We start from the raw sequence: 25,164 nt of genomic DNA, 5'->3' as shown, positions 1-25,164 counted from the left end.
GGCCGAAGGCTAAGCCCTTCGACCCTCCGAGGATAGAAGCCACCGGGAAGAGTTGATGTTCCCAGACACCCTGCACCACACGATCCATGCCCTCTCCTCCGGGCGGCCGCGGCCGGCGTGGCGGTGATCCGGGCCAGTGGCCCCGGCATTCGATTCGGCCTCGAAAGCATCGCGGGTGGTCTGCCTGCGCCGCGTCGCGCCAGCCTGCGGTCGCTGCGCGATCCGGCGGACGGCAGCCTGATCGACCAGGCGATCGTGATCTTCCTGCCCGGTCCCGCGAGCTACACCGGCGAGGACTGCGCCGAGTTCCAGTGTCACGGCAGCCGGGCGGTGGTCGCCGCGCTGCTGCGCTGCCTCGATGCCTTGCCCGGCTGGCGCATGGCGGAGCCGGGCGAATTTACCCGCCGCGCCTTCGACAACGGCCGGCTGGACCTGACCGAGGTGGAAGGCGTCGCCGATCTCATCTCCGCCGAGACCGATGCGCAGCGCCGCCAGGCGCTGCGCCAGATGGACGGCGGTCTGTCAGAGCGCGCCGCCGGCTGGCGGGACCAGTTGCTGCGGGCGCGGGCGCTGGTCGAGGCGGATCTCGACTTTGCCGACGAGGACGATGTGCCGGACAGCGTCGCGGCCGAGGTCGGCGATCTCGTTGCCGCCGTCGAACGGCAGGTGTCCGAGGTGCTTGCGGCGTCCGCCCATGGCGAACGGATCCGCGACGGCTTCGAGGTGGCGCTGCTGGGGCCGCCCAACGCCGGCAAGTCGACCCTGCTCAACACGCTGAGCCGCCGCGACGTGGCGATCGTCACCGACGTGCCGGGCACGACCCGCGACACCCTGGAGGTCCATCTCGATCTCGGCGGCCTGCCGCTGACGCTGATAGACACGGCGGGCCTGCGCGAGACCGACGAGGTCGTGGAAGCGGAAGGCATCCGCCGCACCCGGCGGCGGGCCGGGACGGCCGATCTCGTGCTGTGGCTCGACGAGACGGGCCGCGCCCCGCCCGACGATATTGTGAGTGCCGGGCCGCCGGTGTGGTGCGTCCAGACCAAGATCGACCGGATCGCGGCGTCTGCGTCGCAGGCCGCCGGGAGCCCGGACGGCACATCCGGGCCGGCGTTCCAGCTTTCGGCCGCCACAGGGGCCGGTATCGACACGCTGCTCGGTGCGCTGACCGCGCATCTCCTTTCGCTGGCCCCGACCACGCCCGCCCTCGTCACACGCGCGCGGCAGCGCCTCTGCCTGGAGCGACTGCAAGCGGCCCTTGTCAGCGCCGGGGGCGACGACCTCCCCCTGGAGATCCGGGCCGAGCATCTGCGCCGGGGCACGGATGCTCTGGCCAGCCTGACCGGGCGCGTCGGGGTTGAGGATATCCTGGGGGAAATCTTTTCGAGCTTCTGCATCGGCAAGTGAACGGATGTCAGGCTGCCTGTGCCCTTTCGGGACCGCAACGGCGGATCTGGCCTGTGGATGTTTCACGTGAAACACTCCACAGGCTGGGGATAACCGGAGCGTGCCGGAATGAGTCGCAAGTTCAACCTCCGATTCGGAGGCGGAATGTTTCACGTGAAGCAGGCATCGAATCGCCCCCGGCTGAAACCGCCTGCGCCTGCCTGTGCGGCGCGGTCTTTTGACCGCCTGGCGTCGATCGGCTAGAACGTGCGCAAGCCGACGCGGCGCACCGGAGCCTCGCTCCGCCCCCATCACGGCATCCTCTTCGCAAGCGTGATTTCATGGCCGATCGTCCCTCCCCTTCTTCCTGCGACGTCGTCGTCATCGGCGGCGGCCATGCCGGCTGCGAGGCGGCCGCAGCCGCCGCCCGCGTGGGGGCGCGGACACTTCTCGTCACCCACCGTTCTGCGACCATCGGCGTGATGTCCTGCAATCCGGCGATCGGCGGTCTCGGCAAGGGTCACCTTGTCCGTGAGGTCGATGCGCTCGACGGGCTGATGGGCCGCGTCGCGGACCGGGCCGGCATCCAGTTTCGCCTGCTCAACCGGCGCAAGGGACCGGCCGTGCGCGGCCCCCGCGCCCAGGCCGACCGCCGGCTTTACCGGGAGGCAATGCAGGCGGAGATCGCCGCGATCGACGGGCTGTCCGTGGTCGAAGGCGAGGTCGACGACATCGAGATCGTCGAGGGCCGGATCACCGCTGTGCGGCTCTCCGACGGACGGCGGATCGGCTGCGGCGCGGCGGTGCTGACCACCGGCACCTTCCTGCGCGGCCTGATCCACATCGGCGACGTTACCACGCCGGCCGGCCGCGTCGGCGAGGCGCCGGCGCTCGGGCTGTCGGCGACGCTGGCGCGACTCGGCCTCGGCCTCGGCCGGCTCAAGACCGGCACGCCGCCGCGCCTCGACGGCCGGACCATCGACTGGGCGGCGCTGGAGGTGCAGGAGGGCGACGATCCGCCGACGCCCTTCTCGACGCTGACCACCGCGATCACCACGCGTCAGGTGCCCTGCCACATCACCCGGACGACGCCGGAGACCCACCGGGTGATCCGGGACAACCTGTCGCGCTCGGCGATGTACTCCGGCCGGATCGAAAGCCGGGGCCCGCGCTACTGTCCCTCGATCGAGGACAAGATCGTCCGCTTCGGCGACCGCGACGGGCACCAGATCTTCCTGGAGCCCGAGGGGCTGGACGATGCCACCGTCTATCCCAACGGCATCTCCACCTCGCTGCCCGAGGATGCGCAGCGGGCGCTGCTCGCCACCATTCCGGGTCTGGAGCGGGTCGAGATCCTGCAGCCGGGCTATGCGATCGAATACGACCACATCGACCCCCGCGAGCTGTTCGCGACGCTGGAAGCCAAGAAGATGCCCGGCCTGTTTCTCGCCGGCCAGATCAACGGCACGACCGGCTACGAGGAGGCGGCCGCGCAGGGCCTCCTTGCGGGTCTGAACGCCGCCCGCCGCGCCGGCGCGGCCGAGCCGGTCATCGTCGACCGGTCGGCGGCCTATCTCGGGGTGATGATCGACGACCTCGTCACCCGCGGCGTGAGCGAGCCCTACCGCATGTTCACCTCGCGCGCCGAATACCGGCTGTCGCTGCGCGCCGACAACGCCGATCAGCGGTTGACCCGGCAGGGCGTGGCCTGGGGGCTCGTCGGCTCCGCGCGGGCCGCCGCCTTCGAGGCCGACATGGTCGCCCTCGATGCGGCGCGGGAGATCGCCCGCGGCCGGCAGCTGACGCCCTCCGAGGCGGCGTCGAAGGGGCTCGCGCTCAATCAGGACGGCGTGCGCCGCTCGGCCTACGATCTCCTCTCCTATCCGGACATCGCGCTTGCGCGTCTGGCGGCGATCTGGCCGGAGCTTGGTGCGCTGCCGGCGCGCACCGCCGAGCAACTGGAGACCGAGGCGCTCTATGCGGTCTACCTGCACCGCCAGGAGGCCGACATCGCCGCCTTCCGCCGCGACGAGGACCTCGGGCTCGATCCGGATCTCGACTATGGCGCCGTCAACGGCCTCTCCAACGAGGCGCGCCAGCGGCTGGAGGCCGTGCGGCCGGCGACCCTCGGGCAGGCGTCGCGGATCGACGGCATGACGCCGGCGGCTCTGACCCTGCTGCTCGCCCACGCACGCAAGCGCCCGAAGGTCCCGGCGGATGCGGCGGCGATCGCCGCCAAGGGGGCCGCGTGAGCCCCGGTCTTCCCGACAGCCCGGCCGCTCTCGCCGCATCTGGCCATTGACGCCGCGGGCCGAGGAACGGCTGCACGCCTATGTCGCCCTCGTGCGCAAATGGCAGACCGCCAAGAATCTGGTGGCCCCTGCGGCCCTCGGCGAGTTGTGGAGCCGGCATGTGGCCGACAGCGCCCAGGCACTCGCCGCCCTGCCCGACGCGCGGCGCTGGGTCGATGTCGGGTCCGGCGCTGGCTTCCCCGGGCTCGTCACTGCTACGCTGATCGCCGACGAGGACGGCGCCGCGGTGCATCTCGTCGAGAGCAACGGCCGCAAGGCGGCCTTCCTGCGTACGGTCGCGCGGGAACTGGCCTTGCCGGTCACCGTCCACGACGACCGGATCGAATCGTTCATGCAACGAACCGCGCCGGGGCTCGTCCGAATCGAGGCCGTGTCGGCCCGGGCGCTGGCCCCGTTGCCGAAACTGCTGGCCCTGACCCGACCTCTGCTGGAGGCCGGTGCCGCCGGTGTTTTCCACAAAGGACAAGATTTTGCGTCCGAACTTGCCGAGACCACTCAATCTTGGGCTTTCGATCTGGTAGAACATCGAAGCAGGATCGATCCGGCCGGTCGCATCGTCGTTCTGCGCAACGTTGCCTTCCGGTGCTAGACTCGCCGCGTCGATCAACGGCGAACTCCCGGACCGGCCCCGCTGCAGATCGGGCCAGGTGCTGCGACGCATTCCGAATTTTGAAGGTTGGCCGTGTCTCAACGAGAGGCTTCGATGAATCAGCTGCCTGAGCATCCCCGGGTACTGGCCCTCGCCAACCAGAAGGGCGGCGTCGGCAAGACCACGACCGCCATCAACCTCGGCACCGCGCTCGCCGCCATCGGCGAGGAGGTGCTGATCGTCGATCTCGATCCGCAGGGCAACGCCTCGACAGGGCTCGGCATCGACCGCTCGTCGCGGCGGGTCTCGACCTATGATCTCCTCGTCGGCGAGGCGGAACTCGGCGAATGCCTGATCGAGACGGCCGTGCCGCGGCTGTCGGTCGCGCCCTCGACCCTCGACAATCTCGGCGTCGAGCTGGAGATCGCCCGCGAGGCGGATCGCGCCTTCCGGCTGCGCCATGCCATTGCCGATCACGTCACCGCCTGCGAGCGCGACCGCGACGGGAAGGTCAAGCGCTTCTCCTATGTGCTGGTCGACTGCCCGCCGTCGCTGAACCTCCTCACCATCAACGCCATGAGCGCGGCCCATTCGATCCTGGTGCCGCTGCAGTGCGAATTCTTCGCGCTCGAAGGCCTGTCGCAGCTTCTGCAGACGGTCGAGCAGGTGAAGACCAGCCTCAATCCGGACCTGACGATCCACGGCATCGTGCTCACCATGTTCGACAGCCGCAACAACCTCTCCAACCAGGTGGTCGCCGACGTGCGCTCGCACATGGGCGACGCGGTCTACGACACGATCATCCCGCGCAACGTCCGGGTCTCCGAGGCACCGTCCTACGGCAAGCCGGCGCTGCTCTACGACCTGAAGTGCTCGGGCAGCCAGGCCTATCTCAAGCTCGCCTCGGAGATCATCCAGCGCGAGCGGCGGCTGAAGGCGGTGGCGTGACAGATCGGGCGGACGGCGTGACGGGCGGGCAGGCGGACAGGATCGGGAGGCGAGGATGGCGATGACGGACGACAGCGGACGCCGGCGGCTCGGGCGCGGTCTTGCCGCCCTGATCGGCGATGCAAGCAACGATTTCGAGGTGGTGGAGCGGGCGCGCGGCACCCGCAAGGTGGCGCTGGACCTGATCAAGGCCAACCCGCGCAATCCGCGGCGGATCTTTCGCGAGGACGAGCTGGAAGACCTGACGGCCTCGATCCGCCGCCACGGCGTGATCCAGCCGATCCTGGTGCGCGCCAATCCGACCATCCCCGGCAGCTTCGAGCTGATCGCCGGCGAGCGCCGCTGGCGCGCGGCGCAGCGGGCCGGCGTGCATGACATTCCGGTGGTGATCCAGGATGTCACCGACCGTGAGGCGCTCGAGATCGCGATCATCGAGAACGTCCAGCGGCAGGATCTCAATCCGCTGGAAGAGGCGATGGGCTACGAGCAGCTGATCGAGGAATTCCAGTATTCCCAGGCCGACCTTGCCACCGTGATTGCCAAGAGCCGCAGCCATGTGGCCAACACCCTGCGCCTCTTGAAGCTGCCCGACCCGATCAAGGGCTACCTCAACGAGGGCCAGCTGACCGCCGGCCACGCGAGGGCGCTGATCACCTCGGCCGATCCGGTGGGCCTTGCGAAGAAGATCGTCGACGAAGGCCTCAGCGTGCGTGCCACGGAAGCGCTGGTGCAGCAGGTGGCCGAGCGTCCGGTGGCGGAGGCGCGGCCGCCGCGCCCCGAGAAGGATGCGGACACCAAGGCGCTGGAGCGGCAGCTGGCGGATCTCCTCGGCGTCGAGGTGGTGATCGGCCACAAGGCGAACGGCTCGGGCGAACTGAAGCTGCGCTACAAGTCGCTCGATCAGCTGGACCATCTGGTGCGGCGTCTGGGCGGATCGCTCTGAGGCGAGATCGGCTTTGAAGGTTGAAGGGCCGGGCGGCGACGCTCCGGCCCTTTTTGTTGGGCGAGTGGTCGGGGTGCTTTCGGGCGGCGGAGGAGCCGGGTGCCTTGGTTCGGAGGCGGTGCCTGGAGACCCCTCACCCTGTCCCTCTCCCCGACGGGGAGAGGGGACGCAGGACTTCAGGGCCTCGCTCCCATCAGCGTTTCGTTTCGGCGAGAGGCTGTCGGCAGATCCGTCCTCGCCTTCATCTTCCCCTCTCCCCATCGGGGAGAGGGACAGGGTGGGGCGGGCTGCGGGCACGGCGTCGCCGTAACGGAGCATGCCGGGAGAACGTCACCCCACTTCGATTCGACTCCGCAACAACCCAATCATTGCGCTCCCGCTTCGCCTCCGATCCGATTTCGGAGTCAAATCAACACCCTGTCGATTCGCGCCCGAAAGGATCAGCGGCGGGCGGCGCGGGCGAGGGTGAACAGGGCGTTGGCGAGGATCTCGTCGGCGAGATCGGCGTCGAGGCGGCTGTCGCGCATGGCCTTGGAGAGGATGTCGAGAGCGCGGACGAGGCGCGGCGCAGTCCAGAGGCTCAGCATGCGGGCGATGCGGTCGGCGCGCTTGAAGAACACCGGCGGGCGGATCGTCGCGACGACGGCGGCCGGCTTGGCGCCGCCGTCGACATCGACCCGGGCAAGATCCAGCATCTGGAAATGCCGCAGCACGACGCCGGCGAGCACGTCGGCGCGAATGCCTTCGGCGGCGGCCCGGCCAAGGGCGATCGACAGGGCGTCGAGGTCGCCAAGGGCGGTGGCATCCACGATCTCGTCGAGGGTGACGCTGGCCGCATCGCCCGTGACGGCCTCGACGTCGGCGATCTCGATCCGGCCCCTCCCGTGGGCATAGAGGCAGAGTTTCGTCACCTCGCCGCGGCTGGCCAGGCGGTCGCCGCCAAGCAGGGAGACCAGAAGGGTGCGGGCGTCGGGCGCGAGGGTCAGGCCGGCGGCCTTCACCTCCTGGTCGACCAGCCGGCCGATGGAGGCGTCGTCGTCGACGTAGCAGGCGATCGCGTAGGCGTTCCGGTCCTTCTCGAACAGGGTGCGCAGCGGGCTCGACTTCTTGAGGTCGCCCGCCTCGACCACCACGGTGGTCTCGGGCGGCGGTGACTTCAGCAGCTGGGTCAGCGCCGGGACGATGTTGCTGCGCCCGCCGCCGTCGCGGACGATGATCGCGCGCTGGCCGCCGAACATCGACACCGCATAGGCCTCGTCGGCAAGGCGCGCCGGATTGGTGGAAATCTCGCCGCCCTCGATCCGGATCAGGGAGAAGGGATCGGCCGGGTCGCGCCGGCGGGTCGCCAGCGCCGTGACCCGTTCGGCGACGAGGCCGGTGTCCGGTCCGTAGACGAGGAAGAAGGTCGACGCGCGCGGCGGGTCGGCGACGAGGCGATCGGCATCGGCGGCTTTCGCGGCGACCATTCTGAAGCTCCTCCCGCGCGTCCTCAGGTGCCGCGGGTGGCGAGGGCGGCGGCGACGCGGGTGCGGATGTTGGCGGCAAGCGACACGGCGGCCCGGTCCTCGGCGTCGCGCAGCGCCCGGATGTTGGCAAAGCGCTGCGAGGAGAAATCGTAGGAGGCGGTGGCGAAGCTGGTGCCGCTGATCACCACGGTCCGGCTCTCCAGATCCGTCAGGGTGAAGGTCGCGGTGATCGAGACGAGGCGCGCGGCCGGAACGTCCTGGTCCTCCTCGATGCCGACCTCGGATTCGCGCTCGGACAGGAACAGCCGCAACTCGAAGCGCGGTGGCAGTGCCTCGCCGCCGCCGCTGAAGTCGAAGGCCAGTTCGTTGCGCAGCTTCTGGAGGATGCGGGTGATGTCGTCGTCGCTTGGGCGGTCATACTTGACCGCGATCGCGCGCATGTCGTCGTTGGTGGAGACGCCGTCCGCCCGGTCGGCGTAGAGCGGCCGCACCTGACAGCCTGCCACGACGGCGGCGCCGCCGAGCAGCATCAGCGAGAGGACGGTGCGGCGGCCCGGATGGCGGGGAGAGCGGCTTCGGTCAGGCGACGACATTGACGATCCTCTGCGGCACGACGATCACCTTCTTCGGCGCCTTGCCCTCCAGCGCGCGCTGCACCGCCTCGAGGGCAAGCGCAGCCTTTTCCACGGTGGCGGCATCGGCGTCGCGGGGCACGGTGACGTCCGCCCGCTTCTTGCCGTTGATCTGGACCGGCATGGTCACCTCGTCCTCGACCAGGAGGGCCGGGACCAGCTCGGGCCAGGGACTCATCGCCAGCATCTCGCCGTTGCCGAGGACGTGCCAGCATTCCTCGGCCAGATGCGGCGTCATCGGCGCCATCAGCTTGACGAGGATCTCGGCGGTCTCGCGCAGGGCGGCGGCCTCGCCCGGGGCGGCGAAGGCGGCGCGTTCGTTGGCGATCGCCGAGCCCAGCGCGTTGACGAGTTCGTAGATCTTGGCGAGGGCCACATTGAAGCGCAGGGTCTCGATCGCCTCGCCGACGGCGGCGAGCGTGCGATGCGCGGCCTTGCGCAGGGTGAGCGCGGCCGGGGCCAGCACGTCCGGCACCGGGGTCCCCGGCGGCGGGGCGATCTCGGCGGTTTCGCCGACGAGTCGCCAGACCCGCTGCAGGAAGCGCGAGGAGCCCTGTGCGCCCTGGTCGGTCCACTCGACGTCGCGTTCGGGCGGGGAATCCGACAGCATGAACCAGCGGGCGGTGTCGGCGCCGAAGCTCTCGATGATCTCGGTCGGATCGACCGTGTTGCGCTTCGACTTCGACATCTTCTCGATGGCGCCGATCGTCACTTCCTCGGCGGTGTCGAGACGATAGGCGCGGCGGCCCGTCTCACCGGCCTCGATGCGGATCTCGGCGGGCGAGACCCAGCTGCCGTCGGCCGCGCGGTAGGTCTCGTGGATCACCATGCCCTGGGTGAACAGGCCGCGGAACGGCTCGTCGAGGCCGACATGGCCGGCCACCTTCATCGCGCGGGTGAAGAAGCGCGAATAGAGCAGGTGCAGGATCGCGTGCTCGATGCCGCCGATATACTGGTCGACCGGCAGCCAGGCGTCGGCCACCTCGGGGATCGTCGGGTCGTCGGCGTCCGGCGCGGTGAAGCGGGCGAAATACCAGGAGCTGTCGACGAAGGTGTCCATCGTGTCCGTCTCGCGCCGGGCCGGGGCGGCACAGACCGGGCAAGACACGTGCTTCCACGTCGGGTGGCGATCGAGCGGGTTGCCCGGACGGTCGAAGTCGACGTCCTCGGGCAGGGCGACCGGCAGGTCCTTGCGCGGCACCGGGACGACGCCGCAGCTGTCGCAGTGGATCACCGGGATCGGGCAGCCCCAGTAGCGCTGGCGCGAGATGCCCCAGTCGCGCAGGCGGTAGTTCACCTGGCGCGTGCCCTGCGGCGCCTGGCCGAGGGTCGCGGTCTCGAGGCGGTGGGCAACCATCTCCTTGGCCTCGGCCACGGAATGGCCGTCGAGGAAGGCCGAATTGAAGATCCGGCCTTCGCCGGTGTAGGCCTCGTCGGCAACCGCGAAGGTCGTCGGATCGGCACCCTCGGGCAGGACGACCGGGGTGACGGTCAGGTGGTAGCGGCGGGCGAAATCGAGGTCGCGCTGGTCATGGGCCGGGCAGCCGAAGATCGCGCCGGTGCCGTAGTCCATCAGCACGAAATTGGCGACATAGACCGGGAAGACCGCATCAAGGAACGGATGGCGGACGACGAGGCCGGTGTTGTAGCCGCGCTTCTCGGCCGTCTCCACCGCCGCGGCCGAGGTGCCCATGCGGTGGCATTCCTCGACGAAGGCGGCGATTTCCGGCGAGGTGGCCGCCAGTGCGGTGGTGAGCGGATGGTCGGCCGACAGGGCGAGGAAGCTCATGCCGAACAGGGTATCGGGGCGGGTGGTGAACACCTCGACGAAATCCTGACCCTCGGGCACGGCGCCGTCGAGCTGGAAGCGCACGCGCAGACCTTCGGACCGGCCGATCCAGTTGCGCTGCATGGTGCGCACCTTCTCCGGCCAGCGATCGAGCCCGTCGAGGGCCGTCAGCAGGTCTTCGGAGAAATCGGAGATCTTGAAGAACCACTGCACCAGTTCGCGCTGCTCGACCGTGGCGCCGGAGCGCCAGCCCTTGCCGTCGATCACCTGCTCGTTGGCGAGCACGGTCATGTCCACCGGGTCCCAGTTGACCTTGGACTTGCGGCGGGTGACGAGGCCCTTGTCGAGGAAGTCGAGGAACAGGCGCTGCTGGCGCGAATAGTAGGCGACGTCGCAGGTGGCGAACTCCCGGGCCCAGTCGAGGGAGAGACCCATGGACTTCAGCTGGTCGCGCATGGTGGCGATGTTCGAATAGGTCCAGCTCTTCGGGTGGACCTTGTTCTGCATGGCGGCATTCTCGGCCGGCATGCCGAAGGCGTCCCAGCCCATCGGATGCAGCACGTTGAAGCCCCTGGCGCGCTTGTAGCGGGCCACCACGTCGCCCATGGCGTAGTTGCGCACATGGCCCATGTGGATCCGCCCCGACGGATAGGGGAACATCTCGAGCACGTAATATTTCGGGCGCGGATCGTCGTTGGCGGTCGCAAAGACCTTCGCCTCGTCCCAGGCCTTCTGCCATCGGGTCTCGGTCACGCGGGCATTGTAGCGCTCGGAAGCCATGGTGTGGATACTGCCGTCTGATCGTGTCTGAATTCGGGGAACGGGCGTCGTCCTGCCGGAGAAGGATTCCGGGGGAAAGTGGCCGAACGGGTGGTGCGACCTTCACCAGAAACGGGCAGCCCGGTCAACAGACATCGATTCGGCCGGGTGTCCCGCCGCCCGCAGTGCGGGCGGGCAACGGGACGGCAAGAGGGCCGGCCGCTTGACAACGCGGCCTGCCCGTCGCACCCAACCGTGAGCCGCCCGTACCCCTGACACGACCGGAGATCCGATGCCTGCTGCCGACCGCCTCGCCGAAATCCGCGATCGTCTGGCGCGCGCCGCCCGCGAGACGGGCCGCGATCCGGCCGCCGTCACGCTCGTCGCCGTGTCGAAGACCTTCGGGGCGGAGGACATCCGCCCGGTGCTGAACGCCGGTCAGCGGGTCTTCGGCGAGAACCGGGTGCAGGAGGCGCAGGAGAAATGGCCGGCGCTGCGCGCGGAATTTCCCGGTGTGGAATTGCATCTGATCGGCCCGCTGCAGTCGAACAAGGCCAAGGAGGCGGTCGCCCTGTTCGACGTCATCCACACGGTGGACCGGGAGAAGATCGCCGCGGCACTGGCCGGCGAGATGGCGCGGCAGGACCGGCGGCCGAAGCTGCTGGTCCAGGTCAACACCGGCGAGGAGCCGCAGAAGGCCGGGGTCGCGCCCACGGACGCGGTGGCCTTCGTGGCGCGCTGCCGCGAGGTCCACGGGCTGGAGATCGCCGGGCTGATGTGCATTCCGCCGGCCGACGAGAATCCGGCCCCGCATTTCGCTCTGCTCGACGATCTGGCAAAGGACGCCGGCGTTCTCTGGCGGTCGATGGGCATGTCGTCGGACTTCGAGACGGCGATCGGCCAGGGCGCCACCCACGTGCGCGTCGGCAGCGCCATCTTCGGGCATCGTGACTATCCGGCCTGAGAGGGAGGTGACCGAGCAGGTCCGGCGTCGTCCCGGTCGAGCCGGTCCAGAAAGGCGCCGGCGCTCTCCCGGAGCGCGTCGCGCTTGCCCTCGGCCATCCTGTCCCAGGTCGCATAGACCGTGCCGAGCCGTGGATTGCCGCGCAGCCTGTCCGCGTTGCGGGCGAGAAAATCCCAGTAGAGCGCGTTGAACGGGCAGGCGATCGCGCCCGTCTTCTCCGTCACGTCATAGCGGCAACCGGCGCAGTAGTCCGACATCCGGTCGATATAGGCGCCGCTCGCCGCATAGGGCTTGGAGCCGAGCAGGCCGCCGTCGGCGAACTGGCTCATGCCGAGGGTGTTGGGCAGCTCCACCCATTCGAAGGCGTCGATGTAGACGGCGAGATACCATTCGTGCAGCGCCTTCGGATCGATGCCGGCGAGCAGCGCGAAGGTGCCCGTCACCATCAGGCGCTGGATGTGGTGGGCATAGGCGTGGCGCCTGGTCTGGCCGATCGCCTCGGCCATGCAGGCCATGTCGGTGTCGCCGGACCAGTAGAACCATGGCAGGGGGCGGGTCGCGCCGAGGGCGTTCTCGTCGCGGTAGCCGGGCATCTTCAGCCAGTAGATGCCGCGCACATACTCCCGCCAGCCGATGATCTGGCGGATGAAGCCCTCGGCGGCGTTGAGCGGCACCCGGCCGGCGCGCCATTCCGCCTCCACGCGGCGGCAGACATCGAGGGCATCGAGCAGGCCGACGTTGAGATAGGCCGAGATCAGCCCGTGATAAAGGAACGGCCGGCCGGCGAGCATGGCGTCCTGATGGTCGCCGAAGCGGGCGAGCGCGCGGCCGAGGAACTCCTCGAAGGCAGCCTCCGCATCCGCGCGCGTCACCGCCCAGCCGAATCCCTCCAGATCGCCGAATCCCTCGGGAAAGCGGGCGGCAATGAGGTCGATGACCTCCTGCGTGACCGCATCCGGCGCAAAACGCCGCCGCTCGGGCAGGAACAGGTCGTCCGTCAGCGGCTTGCGGTTTTCGGCGTCGAAGTTCCAGCGCCCGCCAGCCGGCTTGTCGCCGTCCATCAGCAGGCCCGTCTTCCGGCGCATCTCGCGGTAGAAATATTCCATCCGCAGGCTCTTGCGGTCGCGCGCCCAGTCCTCGAAAGCGGGCAGGGGGCAGACGAAACGCCGGTCGGGCAGGACCTGGACCTCGGTGCCGAAGCGGGCCGCCCAGCCGTCGATCATCGCCTTCACCCGCCATTCGCCGGCCTCGGTCACGAGCAGCCGGTCGGCGCCGTGGCGGGCGAGCGCCCGGCCGACTTCGCCGGTGAAGCTGCCGGTGTTGGCCGGATCGTCGAGGCGGACATAGTCGACCGTCCAGCCGTCCGCGCGCAGCGCCTCGGCGAAATGGCGCATGGCCGACAGGAGGAAGACGATCTTCTGGCGGTGATGCGGCACATAGGTCGTCTCGTCGGCGACCTCGCACATCAGGACCACATCGCGGTCGCGGTCGGCGGCGCGCAGGCTCGACATTGCCGGCGACAGCTGGTCGCCGAGAAGGAGGACGAGGGCCGGCGACTGGCTCACCACGGGATCGGCGCCCCGTCATGGGCGAAGAAGCCGCCGCTGTCGGCCGGCGTCAGGCGCCCCAGCACGGCGAGCAGCCGGCCGGCGGCCTCGGCGGGGTCGAGCCGGTCGTGACCGGCGCTGAACGGATCGCTGAGCCGGGTGGCCACCGTGCCAGGATGCAGCGCGACGACCACGGCTTTGGGCCGCGTCCGCGCGATCTCGATCGCCGCGGTGCGGAGGATCTGGTTCTGGGCGCTTGGCGGCGCGGTAGGAGATCCATCCGCCGAGCCGGTTGTCGCCGATCGAGCCGACCCGCGCGGTGAGGCTGGCGAAGATCGACGGACGGTCCTTCGGCAGCAGCGGCGAAAGATGCTTGAGGAGAAGCGCCGGGCCGATGGCGTTGACCGCGAACTGCCGCGCCATTGCCGCCGGATCGAGGGCGCGGATCGTCTTCTCCGGCCCGATGCCGTCGAGGGTCAGCGCGCCGGTGGCGTTGAACACCAGATCGAGCGTGCCGGCGGCGACGCGGATCCGCTCCGCCGCCGCGGCGATGGAGGCCTCGTCGGTGAGATCGAAGTCGCCCGCATCGCGCGACAGGGCAAGGGCCGCGCCGCAGCGGGGATCTGCGGCGAGGCGGGCGTGGAGGGCGCGGCCGATGCCGCCGGAGGCGCCGATGACGAGGGCGGTGAAGCCGGGTTCAAGATTGGTGAGGTCGCTCATGCCTGCCGATTACGATCCGCGTGCCCGTCCGGATCTTCGACAGCAGGCGCAGCATGTCGCCCCGGCGCAGCGCGACGCAGCCTTCGGTCGGCCGGAAGCCGTCGCGGGCCAGATGCAGGAAGATGGCGCTGCCCCGGCCGCGCACCCGCCGCGTCACGTTGGCGTCCATCACGAGCACGATGTCGTAGAGGTGGTCGCCGCGCCGCATCGTCTCGGTGCTTGCCGGATAGGGCAGGCGGACTGGGCGGTTGTAGTTGCGGTCGCCGGGCGCGTCGCACCAGCCGTCACCGGGGCGGATCGGCCGCAACGGCAGGCGGGACGCCGGCTTGAGGCCGCGGTCGGCGCGGTAATAGCCGTGGAGCAGCGCGAATCGCCCGGCGGGACTGGCGCCGTCGCCTTCGCGTTTCGGTGCGCGCATGCCGCTGCGGCCGATGGCGCAGGGCAGGTCGAGGCCGAGGCCGGTGAGGCGGCCGCGGGTGGCGGAGGGCGACAGCAGCCGGACCGTCAGATCGCCGCCAACCGGCGCCGCCCGGCGATCACGTTTTCGGGAACGCGGCGCGCGCGGGGATCGCGAAAGCCTCATGTCGGCGTGACTTGCCTCTCCGGTCAAACAATGGTCTGTTTCAGCACAGATGCGCCGCAGGACTTTGCCGGCGCCGGCCGATATTCGACAAGGTATAATCGTCCATGACAGCCCGGAAAATCCTCATCGTCGATGACGACAACGACCTGCGCGATGCGCTGGTCGAACAGCTGTCGCTCTACGAGGAATTCGAACCGATCGAGGCGGACACCGCCACCAAGGCGATCCAGACCGCGCGCGGCGGCCATATCGATCTGGTGCTGATGGACGTCGGCCTGCCGGACATGGACGGGCGCGAGGCGGTGAAGCTCCTGCGCAAGGGTGGCTTCTCGGCGCCGGTGATCATGCTCACCGGCCATGATTCCGATTCCGACACCATCCTCGGGCTCGAGGCGGGCGCCAACGACTATGTGGCGAAGCCTTCAAGTTCGCGGTGCTGCTTGCCCGGCTCCGGGCGCAGCTGCGCCAGCACGAGCAGTCCGAGGAGGCGGTGTTCACCATCGGCCCCTACACCTTCCGGCCGAGCGCCAAGCTGCTGGTCGACGGCAAGGGGAGCAAGATCCGTCTTACCGAAAAGGAGACGTCGATCCTGAAATTCCTCTACCGCGCCGGCGAGAAGGTGATCACCCGCGAGGTGCTGCTACACGAGGTCTGGGGCTACAACGCCGGGATCACCACCCACACGCTGGAAACGCACATCTACCGCCTTCGCCAGAAGATCGAGCGCGATCCGTCCAACGCGCAACTTCTGGTGACGGAAGGAGGCGGGTATAAGCTGGTGCCCTGACTTGTGTGCTGCGGCAAATTTTGGCAATCGTCGAAGGCTGCGGCGACGAATGGTGCGGACGCCGGCACGGATGATTGGCTGAAACCGCTGGCATGAGCCTCGAATCGGACGTCAAGATGCTCGGCCGGGTGCCGCTCCTCGCCGAATTCGGCGAGGACAGGCTTCGGCTCGTCGCCTTCTCGGCCGACAACCGGTCGTTTGCCGACGGGACCCGGCTGTTTGCGGCCGGCGACAAGGCGGACGCCGCCTTCGTGGTCGCAGGCGGGGCCGTGGACATCTACACCGGCGGCGCGGTCCCGCGTTTCGTCGAGCGCTGCGGCCCCGGCCGCATGATCGACGAGCGGGCGCTGCTGGTGGAAAGCCGGCGGCTCGCCGACGGCATCGCGGTCGGCGACACCCAGGTGATCCAGATCCGCCGCCAGCTGTTCCGCCGCATGCTCGACGAATATCCCGAGATCGCCGATCGGCTGCGCCCGCATTTTGCGGCCCGGCTGATCGCGCTCAGCGACTCGCTGGTCGGCGTCCGGGCGCGGCTCGAGGCGCTGGACGACGACGGCACGGGCTGACGGCGCGGGAGCTGTCTCGCGCGGCCATTGGCTGCCGTGCCCGCGGGCACCGCTTCAATCTGGCCCCATCAAGCCCTCACTCACACCTTGCAACAAAAAGGGCCGGAGCGTCGCCGCACGGCCCTCGAACCTTCAAAACCACTCCCGCCGCAAAGCGACTCTGACGGCGCGGGTGTCCCGCCTCATTTCAGTCCGGTTCGGCTGTCAGCCTTCATGTGTCGCCCTCCACAGGCGGCACCCATATTTCATGTCTTGTGCTCTGATTGTTTTTTGCAATTTCTTCGGCCCGGCCCGCGAGCCTCCCTCGCGCGGCCGGGTCTTTTTTGTCGTCTGTCGCGGTGACCGTATCCGCCCACTGTTGCATCGCTGCAACAGGGCCTCCGCGTTCCGAAATTGTTGATCCAGATCAAATCCTTCCGCCTCGCGTCGGCGTCAGATCGCGCCGAGGAGAAACCAGCAGGGGCGCCGAGAGACCGCCCCCCGGAAGGACAACAGACATGGTTCGTGGCAAAGCATCGGTCGCCGTCGTGGCCGCCGCCCTGATCGCCTCCTGCACCGCCGCCCTTGGCGCCGACGTCGCGGCGGAGGGAATGCCGGAGGTTCCGGCCGCCGTTCTCGCGACCGAATATGACTGGTTCGTCCACGTCGGCCCGGCCGGCGTGCTGTTCGACGAGGGCGCCAGCGTGTCGGCCGGCGGCGCCGGCGTCAGCGGCGAGGTGGCCATCGACGACGACCTTGCCCTCGGCCTCGACATCGGCTGGTACGTGATGCCGGACGTCTCCCTGTCGCTGACGCTCGCCAATGCCCCGCTCGCCTCGGTCGCCGGCGACGGCGGCGTGACCGGGACGCTCGGCACCCTCGGCAAGGTCAACTACCTGCCCCCCGTTCTGGCGGTCCAGTATCACCTGCCGCAGTTCGGCATGGTGCGGCCCTATATCGGCGGCGGCGTGAACTACACGATGTTCTTCAACGAGAAGGACGGCGCGCTTTCCGACTTCGACGTCGACAACGCCTTCGGCGCGGTGGTGCAGGCGGGCGCGAGGTGATGCTCTCCGACCAGCTTGGCCTGTTCGTCGACGTCAAGCACGTCTTCCTCAGCACCGAAGCCACCGGCCGCCTCGGCGAGGCCGCGGTGAAGGCCGACGTCGACCTCAACCCGACGATCGTGCACACGGGCCTGACCTATCGCTTCTGAGCGGAAGGGACGGGCGAAAGAATCTGGTGCGGTGCCTCGCCCGGTCCTCGAAAGGGGGCCGGGCGTTTTCTTTCGTGCCGCGGGGGAAGGTGGGCGTCGAAACGCCGAACGGGCCTGGACGACTTCGCATCGGCACGCTCTCATGGGCGAATCGGCTTCAGGCATAGTGCCGGGCGCCGCTTCCTCGCAGTGCAGTGTCATGGCCCACGGCGTCTTCATCCATCGCTCGGACTCGATCTACGACGACAGTCCTGCGGAGCGGTACCAGTTCCCGAAGCAATATCGCGGGCGGGTGGAGCGCTGCCTCGGCGACTGGATCGTCTACTACGAGCCGACAAAGATTGCTGGCACCAAAGGCTATCATGCCGTGGCGCGGGTTCAGTCCGTGGTGTCCGATCCATCGGTGCCGGGCATGTTCGTCGCCCTGATCGAGCCCGGCAGCTACCTCGACTTTCCAACTCCGGTCGCATTCATGGACGGCGATGCTGTTGTCGAGACGGGGTTGCTGAACGAGCACGGGCGTCTGTCAGGCCGGGCCCAGGCCGCGGTGCGCCCGTTGTCGAATTCCGATTTCAAGCGGATCATCGACCTAGGTCTCGTGGAGGACGCGAGTCTGCTGCCGCGTGTCGACGATGTTCCGGTCGCCGCTGCCTTTCACGAGGAGCAGGCGCCCTTCGAGTTCGAAGTTCCGCGTGACCGTGTGGCCAGCCTCTCCTCGCGCCTCGTTCGAGATCGATTGTTTCGCAGCCTCGTCCTGAAGGCCTACGACCGGCGCTGTGCCGTCACCGGCCTGCAACTGATCAATGGCGGCGGCCGGGCCGAGGTTGCCGCCGCGCATATCCGTCCGGTGGAAGCGAACGGTCCCGACATCCTCTCCAACGGACTTGCGCTGTCCGGGACCGCCCACTGGATGTTCGACCGGGGTCTGATCAGCATCGACGACGACCTGAAAATTCTCGTCTCGCGTCACGTCAACGATGAACAGGGCGTGCGTAGCCTGATCAATCCGTCCGGGCGGGCGCTGGTGCCACCACGCGCAACCGACCGGCCGCATCCTCGTTTCCTGAACTGGCATCGCGAGAACTGCTTCAAGGCGTGACGGCACAGGCTCCCGAAGACGCCCGCCTCACAGCCCACCCGCACCATCCTCCAGCTCTTCCTCCGTCGCCCCAGCCGGCGCCTCCCTCTGCCCCGCCCATGTCAGCAGCGCGTCCAGCGCCGGGCACAGGGCCTGGCCCCAGTCGGTCAGGGCGTATTCGACCTTGGGCGGGACCTGGTGGTGGACGATGCGGCGGACGATGCCGTCCTGTTCCATCTGGCGGAGCTGCTGGATCAGCATCTTCTGCGACACGGCCGGGATCGCCCGTTCCAGCTCCGAAAAGCGCAGCACGTGGCCGCCGAACAGGTGGAACAGGATGATCAGCTTCCAGCGCCCCTCCAACAGCTTCAGTGCCTGCTCGACGCCTTCGGCGGCGCTCTCGCGGGTGTAGGCGACGGCTGGGTTACCGTCAGGTGCGTACCTTACTTTTTCGTCGGTTCTTGTCATTTTGTCAGGTTAGGACAAATTCTCGGGTCATGCAACGCCGTCAGCCTGACGGCGACGACACCCGAGAAGAGGATCGTCCATGTCTGTCACCCTGCCGCCCCCCATCGCCGCCTATTTTGCCGCCGACAGTGCCGGCGCCGGGGTCGCCGACTGCTTTGCACCCACCGGTGCCGTCAAGGACGAGGGCCGGACCCATGTCGGCCGCGCGGCGATCGCCCGCTGGAAGGCCGAGGCCTCCAGCCAGTATGACTATGTCAGCGAGCCCGTTGCCGTTGAGGAGAACGGAGAGCAGGTGCTCGTCACCAGCCGCGTGACCGGCAATTTCCCCGGCAGCCCGGTGGATCTGCGCTATCGCTTCGTCGTCGCGGCGGACGGGATCGTCCGCCTGGAGATCGGCGCATGAGCTTCGATCTCGGATTGAGCGGACGCCGGGCCTTGGTCACCGGCGGTACGAAAGGCGTCGGCGCGGCGGTCGTGGACGCACTGCGTCAGGGAGGCGCGGAGGTGATCACGACCGCGCGGGCCGTGCCGGACACGGCGCCGGCGGGCGTCACCTTCGTGGCCGCCGATCTCACCACGGCCGAGGGCTGCGCGCAGGTCGCCGGGCGGGTGCTGGATCAGTTCGGCGGGGTGGACATCGTGGTCCATGTCGTCGGCGGATCGGGGGCGCCGGCCGGCGGGTTTGCCGTACTCGATGACGCCGTCTGGCACCGGGAGCTCGATCTCAACCTGATGCCGGCGGTGCGGATCGACCGGGCGCTGCTGCCGTCGATGATCGCGCAGGGGACCGGCGTCATCGTCCACGTGACATCGATCCAGAACCGGTTGCCGCTGCCCCAATCCACCACCGCCTATGCGGCGGCGAAAGCAGCGCTGTCCACCTACAGCAAGAGCCTGTCGAAGGAGGTCACGCCGCAGGGCGTCCGCGTGCTGCGCGTCTCCCCCGGCTGGGTGGAGACGGAGGCCGCGGTGAGCTTCGTCGAGCGGCTGGCCGCGGAGGCCGGCACCGACTACGAGGGCGGCAGGGCGATCGTCATGGAGGGCCTCGGCGGCATTCCCCTCGGCCGGCCGGCCAGCCCGCGCGAGGTCGGCGACCTCGTCGCCTTCCTCGTCTCGCCGCGGGCGAGCGCGATCACCGGCACGGAAGTCGTCATCGACGGGGGGACGGTGCCGACGGCGTGAACCCGAGCACAGGACGTTTCGACCGTTCGAAACGTCCTGTGCGACGGCAACCTCGGAAAACCCCGACGGGTCGGGATCTTTCGGGCCTCGTATGAGCTCACTTGATGCAGAGCGACCAGCCGTCATGGCCGAGGGCGGCGACGACCTCGGGCGTCTGGTCCGGCAACGGGGTGCGGCACGTGCCGTCGGTGCCCCAGAGGCCGACATAGGCAAAGCTGCGGCGGTCGAAGGACACCCACACCTGCGACAGATCCGCCTTGTCGGTCTGGACGATGAAGGTCGGCGCGGTGCCGAGAGGATCGGCGACCTCCATGGCCTCGCCGAATCGACCGGTCGGCGTCAGTGTTGTCGCCATGCAGCGGTAGCTTTCATAGAGGGTCTGGCAATCGCCGACGAATGTCTCCCCCCGGCGCTTCGGATCCGGCATCCGCGGCGCGGCCGAGGCCGGCGCGGCAGAGAGCGGGCGCGGGGCGGCGGCGGATTTGACCACGCCGCGGTTCTCCACGCATTCCTGAACCTTCAGCGCGGCGGCGGCCGTGCCGCGCAAGGGCATGCTGCGTCGGATGTCGCCGAGTTGGACCTCCATCAGGTCACTCTTGGCAATCGCCTCATATTCCCCGAGCATCGGCCACAGGATCACCCACAAGCCATCGCCCCAGCCGGCGATTCCCGAAGTCCGCCCATCGAACGAGAGCGATCCGTAGGCCGTTTCGCCTGAGAACTCGTGGAGGATGGCAATCTGCCATTGCCCGCCGGAGTCGTAACCGAAGCGCCATGTGCCGTCCGGCCCGCTCATCTGCGCCGCGCAGAAGGCAAAACGGTTGCCGGCAAAGCCGGAAACGACGGTCCAGTCCCGGACCGTGCCGTAGTCCGGCTGCAGCGTCACGTCGGGATCGCCGGCGATGTTGAAGAATTCGTCGCCCATTTCGGGGGCCTGGGCCAGCGCCGGTCCGGCGAGACAGAGCGAGGCCACCAGGGCAAGCGGTCGAAGCTGATCGAGCATGAGAATTTCTCCCGGTGGCCGCGTCAGAAGGTCAGGATCTCGACCGGCCCGAGGGTGACCTCGCTCCCGCCGTCGCCGATGTTGCAGCCGCCGAGGCCTGGCCGGTATTTGCCGGCCAGCATCGCCCCTTGCTGGTTGACGCGGCAGATGTAGAGCTTTCGGCCGTCGGCCTCCTGCCCGCCTTCCACCGCATTGCCGGGCACCTCGATCCCGTCGAGAGCCCGCCAGCGCCCCTGGCCCGTCAGGACGAAGAAGTCGTCGCCCACCACCTCCATGCCGCCGTAGCCGAAGCTGCAGCGTTCGGACCAGGCACCGGTCATGCCCGGGTGAAATCCGCCATTGTATTGCGCCGCACAGACGTAGACAGGCATGCCGTCGGGCATGGTGCCGGCGGACACCAGGCGCGGGCCCAGCATCCCGGGGCGGAAGGCGACCCAGTCATAGGCGCGCTGGACGGGAGCAGGCTGGACGGGTGCGGCCTGGGCGGGCGCCGCGGCCGCCTGTGCGGTCTGCACGCAGGCGAAGGTCCGCTCCATCATCGCGTTGGTGCCCTTCAGCGGGAAACTCATCGTCTCGTTGCCGTCGCCGGGCACCTGGTATCGGAAGCTCACCCGGGAGCGGTTGGCGAACAGGTCGTGAAGGCCGTCTGGCATGTCGTTGGAGGAGCGGTAGACGCGCCACATGCCCTCCAGAGGCATCTCGATGATCTCGGCCGCGAGGCGGTCTTCGTCGAACCAGATCTCCACCTTGCTGTCCGCCCCGTCGACGGCGCTGCCAATTCCCATGAACCCGATCGACGTATAGTTCGGGTTGTGGTCGAAGATCAGGCCCTGCTCGGTGCCCGTGAACATCTCGGCATGGCAGGCCTCCACCTTGCCGCCCTCGACCGTCCGGAACAGTTTCCACGGCCCCGCCCGATCATATTCCGCGGTCTGTGCCTGCGCCGACAACGGCATGGCCACGACAAAAGCCAGCAAGCCAAGGCCGCGCAGTAATTTAAAGCACCCCATTTTTTCCACCCCTGCATAACTTTGCCAAAACGAAGTAACAGGCGAGTATGCAGGCATATCAAATGTAAAAATAATAGCCGACAATACAAATACCTGTAATCCTGCTTTGATGCTTTGAATATCAAGCAACGCGAAATGCGGCGAAGCAAACATACATTGTGTTCATGAAACGTCAAGCATATGCACGGGAATTTTGCGACGCCTCGTTTTCCAGTGACGTAACCGGCCTGTTACAAGGGGCAGGTCATTGCTGCAGCGCGCTGTGTCTGCTCTTGCCGCAGACCGTAAGTCGCGGATCACCGCCTCTTTCGCGGACGGGTTCGATGGGGGATGGCCCGGAATGCCGGATATGAGGCCCGATCTCGGCCTGATCACAGCAAGGAAAAGCCGGAGAAATCGCGATCAGACGCGATTGCGGCCACAGGCCTGTTCAGCCCTTGCCAAGGTGCGAGGCAGAGATGCCACGCGATGCAAGGCTGCAAGGAACGGCGGCGCTTCGCACGGCAGTTCGACGGCCGGAACAGGCCGCGAGCGCATGACCGCCCACTGATCAGGTCGCCTGATGGGGGCGGTGAGCGGAGCGGACCCGCATGAGGTGGGAAAAATGGCGGAGAAGAGAGGACGAAGTCCGAACCCGGAGCCAGGAGCGCGACGGCGCGACCGACCGAAAGGCCGCCCCCGCGGAGGCGTGGAGCGAAGCGGAACTGCCGTGAGCGAGAGAATGGCGGACAGAGAGGGATTCGAACCCTCGATAGAGTTGCCCCTATACACGCGTTCCAGGCGTGCGCCTTCAACCACTCGGCCACCTGTCCATGCCGGCATGACCGGTCGCGGCGCACTATACCCATCGCCGTCCGCCGTTCAAGCCGCCCGCCGTTTAAATTTCACATGAGCGTCATGGAGCCGGGGAACGGGGGCGGCGGCGGAGGGGCGGGGGCCGGCCCGACGGCCCTGCCCGTGTGAAAAAGCCAGATGCAGCAAGGTCATGCCGCATGATCCGGCTGCGAGGCTCTGCCGCCGGCGCGCGGCGAGCGCCGGCCCCGCCTCGGCTCGACCCGCGAGATCGATCCCGCGCACGCCCGCTTTCAGAGCATCGACGGCAGCACGCGGTCCGGCGGACGGTGGCCGTCCATGAAGGTCTTGATGTTGATGATCACCTTCTCGCCCATGTCGATTCGGCCCTCGATGGTGGCCGAACCCATGTGCGGCAGCAGCACCACCCGGTCCGACTTCACCAGCTTCGGGTTCACCGCCGGCTCCTGCTCGAACACGTCGAGGCCGGCGCCGGCCAGTTCGCCGGCCTCCAGCATGCGGGCCAGCGTGTTCTCGTCGACGATCTCGCCGCGGGCGGTGTTGACGAGATAGGCGTCCTTCTTCATCAGGCGCAGGCGCCGGGCGGACAGCAGGTGGTAGGTGCCGGGGGTGTGCGGGCAGTGGACCGAGACGACGTCCATGCGGGCGAGCATCTGGTCGAGGCTCTCCCACCAGGTTGCCTCCAGCCGGTCCTCGACCTCACCGGGCAGGCGGCGGCGATTGTGGTAGTGGATCGACATGCCGAAGGCGAGGGCGCGGCGGGCGACCGCCTGGCCGATCCGGCCCATGCCGATGATGCCGAGCCGCTTGCCCCAGATGCGGCGCCCGAGCATCCACGTCGGCGACCAGCCGGCCCAGTCGCCGCCCTCCATCACCTTGATGCCCTCGGCGATCCGCCGCGGCACGGCGAGGATCAGCGCCATGGTCATGTCGGCGGTGTCTTCGGTGAGGACGCCCGGCGTGTTGGTGACGGCGATGCCGCGGTTGGTGGCGGTCTCGACGTCGATGTTGTCGACGCCGTTGCCGAAGTTGGCGATCAGCTTGAGGTTGGGGCCGGCCTGGGAGAGCACGCCGGCGTCGAGCCGGTCGGTCACCGTGGGCACGAGAACATCGACCTCGCGCACGGCGGCGACCAGCTCGGCCTGGGACAGCGGCCGGTCATCCGCCGAAAGGCGGGTGTCGAACAGCTCGCGCATGCGGGTCTCCACCACATCCGGCAGCTTGCGGGTGACGAAGACGACGGGCTTCTTGCGAGGCATTTCCCCGGGGCTCCCCTTTCGCCGACGGCACCGGCGAGCGCGGCGGGCGGCATTTCCGGTCTGGTGTCCCGTTCATATATCCGTGCCCGGCCCGACGCTTCAACGGCCCTTGCGGAAACAGCGACGCGTTGACGGCTCCTTAACCCTGTTCGGCCACTCTCGTCACGGATCTGCGCATCGCCTTGTCCATGGAAATTCGGCGGAAATCCGCGGTTTCCGAGACTGAAGCCTCGGTTCGGCCGCGTCGATCGCGGCGGTTCCGGGGCCCGGCGACACAGTGTCGCCCGGGATTGTCCGGATGACCGCAGACCGCGAACCCTGGCCACGACGCGCAGCCCGGCCGAGACGTCCAGCGCAGGAACCCGACAGTCCCATGCTTCGCAGCCTCGTCATCGCCCTTGTCATCGCCCTTGTCGGGGGCCTTCCGGCCGCGGCGATTCCGGCCGCCGCCCAGCAGACGGACGGCAGCGGCACGCCGGGCGCGGCGCAGCGCAAGGGCTCCAGCACGGGCCTGCGCGTGCCGCGCTTCGTCAGCCTCAAGTCGGACGCCGTCAACGTGCGGGTCGGGCCGAGCCGCCAGCATGCGATCGTCTGGCGCTACGTGCGCTCGGGCATGCCGGTGGAGGTGACCCAGGAATTCGACAACTGGCGCCGCATCCGCGATTTCGAAGGCGCCGAGGGCTGGGTGTTCCACAGCCTGCTGTCCGGCGTGCGCTCCGCCCTGGTCTCGCCGTGGGACACCAACGCCACGCCGGTGCCGATCCGCCGCGATGCCCGTCTCGACTCACCCGTGGTCACGCGGCTGGAGCCGGGCGTGCAGGGCCGGGTCGACACCTGCGACGGCCAGTGGTGCCATCTGGAGGGCGACCAGTTCGAAGGCTGGATCGAGCAGGACGCGCTCTGGGGCGTCTATCCGGGCGAGATCTTCGACTGACCGGGCGCCGGGATCGGGCGACAGCAATTGCACGGCAAGACGAGCACGCCGATTCAGGGTCGGCCCGGAACCGCCACGGACTTTCCATAATGTGATTTTGAACGAAGTTCATACGACGAATGTTAATGAGAATATGGTCAAGCGTTCCTGTAAGCGCATGCAGGCGGGGGCATCTACCGGTCGTGACAATAAACTAAATGTTTACGAACCAATTTATGACTCGACTCGCAA

At 68.4% G+C, this 25,164-nt stretch carries 20 protein-coding genes, 1 tRNA gene and 3 pseudogenes; 13 read left to right on the top strand and 11 right to left on the bottom strand.

The genetic code is table 11. The features are described 5' to 3' along the window. Positions 1–123: 123 nt before the first annotated feature. The 5 genes from mnmE to A6302_RS02265 all read left to right on the top strand — a co-directional run bounded on the left by mnmE (position 124) and on the right by A6302_RS02265 (position 6,178). Complete coding sequence (mnmE, locus tag A6302_RS02285) at positions 124–1,407, top strand: tRNA uridine-5-carboxymethylaminomethyl(34) synthesis GTPase MnmE (protein WP_342586197.1); 1,284 nt, start codon at positions 124–126, stop codon at positions 1,405–1,407. A 320-nt stretch (positions 1,408–1,727) separates the two neighbouring features. Beyond that, positions 1,728–3,638 carry a tRNA uridine-5-carboxymethylaminomethyl(34) synthesis enzyme MnmG gene (gene mnmG, locus A6302_RS02280; RefSeq protein ID WP_069305684.1) on the top strand — a complete coding sequence of 637 codons (1,911 nt, stop codon included), beginning with the start codon at positions 1,728–1,730 and terminating at the stop codon, positions 3,636–3,638. Positions 3,639–3,684: 46 nt separating this feature from the next. Continuing rightward, positions 3,685–4,287: a 16S rRNA (guanine(527)-N(7))-methyltransferase RsmG gene (rsmG, locus tag A6302_RS02275; RefSeq protein ID WP_245293873.1), complete on the top strand. Its 603-nt coding sequence runs from the start codon at positions 3,685–3,687 to the stop codon at positions 4,285–4,287. A 114-nt stretch (positions 4,288–4,401) separates the two neighbouring features. After that, entirely contained in the window at positions 4,402–5,235 is an 834-nt protein-coding gene (locus A6302_RS02270) for a ParA family protein (protein ID WP_069305683.1), read from the top strand. A 61-nt stretch (positions 5,236–5,296) separates the two neighbouring features. Then, positions 5,297–6,178 (top strand): ParB/RepB/Spo0J family partition protein, encoded by an 882-nt coding sequence (locus tag A6302_RS02265; RefSeq protein WP_210183246.1) that lies wholly within the window; start codon positions 5,297–5,299, stop codon positions 6,176–6,178. Between the two features lie 440 nt (positions 6,179–6,618). Here A6302_RS02265 and holA read toward each other — a convergent pair whose 3' ends face one another. Genes holA through leuS form a run of 3 tightly spaced genes read right to left on the bottom strand, consistent with a single transcriptional unit; the run spans position 6,619 to position 10,845 of the window. Further along, positions 6,619–7,644, bottom strand: a complete 1,026-nt coding sequence (holA, locus tag A6302_RS02260) for a DNA polymerase III subunit delta (RefSeq protein WP_069305681.1) — start codon at positions 7,642–7,644, stop codon at positions 6,619–6,621. Between the two features lie 23 nt (positions 7,645–7,667). Next, positions 7,668–8,237, bottom strand: a complete 570-nt coding sequence (locus tag A6302_RS02255) for a hypothetical protein (RefSeq protein WP_069305680.1) — start codon at positions 8,235–8,237, stop codon at positions 7,668–7,670. Continuing rightward, positions 8,224–10,845 (bottom strand): leucine--tRNA ligase, encoded by a 2,622-nt coding sequence (gene leuS, locus A6302_RS02250; protein WP_069305679.1) that lies wholly within the window; start codon positions 10,843–10,845, stop codon positions 8,224–8,226. Before leuS ends, A6302_RS02255 begins: the two co-directional genes overlap by 14 nt. A 271-nt stretch (positions 10,846–11,116) precedes the next feature. Between leuS and A6302_RS02245 the strand changes: the two genes are divergently transcribed. Next, a complete protein-coding gene (locus A6302_RS02245; RefSeq protein WP_069305678.1) occupies positions 11,117–11,788 on the top strand; it encodes a YggS family pyridoxal phosphate-dependent enzyme in 672 nt (223 codons plus the stop codon). On the opposite strand, the gene A6302_RS02240 is transcribed toward A6302_RS02245, so the two are convergent. The 3 genes and pseudogenes from A6302_RS02240 to A6302_RS02230 form a co-directional block, all read right to left on the bottom strand. Continuing rightward, on the bottom strand, positions 11,776–13,299 hold the full coding sequence (locus A6302_RS02240; protein WP_069305708.1) for a cryptochrome/photolyase family protein: 1,524 nt from the start codon (positions 13,297–13,299) through the stop codon (positions 11,776–11,778). The two genes, A6302_RS02245 and A6302_RS02240, sit on opposite strands and share 13 nt — an antisense overlap. A gap of 50 nt (positions 13,300–13,349) precedes the next feature. After that, a pseudogene (locus tag A6302_RS02235) lies at positions 13,350–14,055 on the bottom strand (SDR family NAD(P)-dependent oxidoreductase). After that, entirely contained in the window at positions 14,033–14,638 is a 606-nt protein-coding gene (locus A6302_RS02230; RefSeq protein WP_069305677.1) for a L,D-transpeptidase family protein, read from the bottom strand. The pseudogene A6302_RS02235 and the gene A6302_RS02230 overlap by 23 nt, the downstream one beginning before the upstream one ends. 104 nt (positions 14,639–14,742) lie before the next feature. Here A6302_RS02230 and A6302_RS02225 point away from each other — a divergent pair. The 4 genes and pseudogenes from A6302_RS02225 (at position 14,743) to A6302_RS02210 (ending at position 18,285) form a co-directional block, all read left to right on the top strand. After that, positions 14,743–15,425 (top strand): annotated as a pseudogene (locus tag A6302_RS02225) (response regulator transcription factor). A 92-nt stretch (positions 15,426–15,517) separates the two neighbouring features. Next, entirely contained in the window at positions 15,518–15,991 is a 474-nt protein-coding gene (locus A6302_RS02220; protein ID WP_069305676.1) for a cyclic nucleotide-binding domain-containing protein, read from the top strand. A 497-nt stretch (positions 15,992–16,488) separates the two neighbouring features. Continuing rightward, positions 16,489–17,186, top strand: a pseudogene (locus A6302_RS02215) (OmpW/AlkL family protein). Positions 17,187–17,385: 199 nt separating this feature from the next. Next, a complete protein-coding gene (locus A6302_RS02210; RefSeq protein WP_069305674.1) occupies positions 17,386–18,285 on the top strand; it encodes an HNH endonuclease in 900 nt (299 codons plus the stop codon). A 27-nt stretch (positions 18,286–18,312) separates the two neighbouring features. Here A6302_RS02210 and A6302_RS02205 read toward each other — a convergent pair whose 3' ends face one another. Beyond that, positions 18,313–18,732, bottom strand: coding sequence for a winged helix-turn-helix transcriptional regulator (locus A6302_RS02205; protein WP_083255426.1), 420 nt, complete (start codon positions 18,730–18,732; stop codon positions 18,313–18,315). A gap of 79 nt (positions 18,733–18,811) precedes the next feature. Here A6302_RS02205 and A6302_RS02200 point away from each other — a divergent pair, with 79 nt between their 5' ends. Further along, on the top strand, positions 18,812–19,135 hold the full coding sequence (locus A6302_RS02200; protein WP_069305673.1) for a nuclear transport factor 2 family protein: 324 nt from the start codon (positions 18,812–18,814) through the stop codon (positions 19,133–19,135). Beyond that, positions 19,132–19,914: an SDR family oxidoreductase gene (locus tag A6302_RS02195; RefSeq protein WP_069305672.1), complete on the top strand. Its 783-nt coding sequence runs from the start codon at positions 19,132–19,134 to the stop codon at positions 19,912–19,914. Before A6302_RS02200 ends, A6302_RS02195 begins: the two co-directional genes overlap by 4 nt. A gap of 97 nt (positions 19,915–20,011) precedes the next feature. On the opposite strand, the gene A6302_RS02190 is transcribed toward A6302_RS02195, so the two are convergent. The 4 genes from A6302_RS02190 to A6302_RS02175 all read right to left on the bottom strand — a co-directional run bounded on the left by A6302_RS02190 (position 20,012) and on the right by A6302_RS02175 (position 23,999). After that, positions 20,012–20,917 carry a hypothetical protein gene (locus A6302_RS02190; protein ID WP_069305671.1) on the bottom strand — a complete coding sequence of 302 codons (906 nt, stop codon included), beginning with the start codon at positions 20,915–20,917 and terminating at the stop codon, positions 20,012–20,014. Positions 20,918–20,940: 23 nt separating this feature from the next. Next, entirely contained in the window at positions 20,941–22,080 is a 1,140-nt protein-coding gene (locus A6302_RS02185) for a DUF3421 domain-containing protein (protein ID WP_141703368.1), read from the bottom strand. Positions 22,081–22,649: 569 nt separating this feature from the next. Beyond that, positions 22,650–22,739, bottom strand: a tRNA-Ser gene (locus A6302_RS02180). A 273-nt stretch (positions 22,740–23,012) separates the two neighbouring features. After that, a complete protein-coding gene (locus A6302_RS02175) occupies positions 23,013–23,999 on the bottom strand; it encodes a 2-hydroxyacid dehydrogenase (RefSeq protein WP_069305669.1) in 987 nt (328 codons plus the stop codon). A 373-nt stretch (positions 24,000–24,372) separates the two neighbouring features. Between A6302_RS02175 and A6302_RS02170 the strand changes: the two genes are divergently transcribed. Continuing rightward, a complete protein-coding gene (locus tag A6302_RS02170; protein ID WP_069305668.1) occupies positions 24,373–24,933 on the top strand; it encodes an SH3 domain-containing protein in 561 nt (186 codons plus the stop codon). Positions 24,934–25,164: the final 231 nt, after the last annotated feature.

The sequence above is a fragment of the Methylobrevis pamukkalensis genome, assembly GCF_001720135.1.
GTDB classification, from domain to species: domain Bacteria; phylum Pseudomonadota; class Alphaproteobacteria; order Rhizobiales; family Pleomorphomonadaceae; genus Methylobrevis; species Methylobrevis pamukkalensis.
This window is presented reverse-complemented; position numbering and strand designations above follow the sequence as displayed.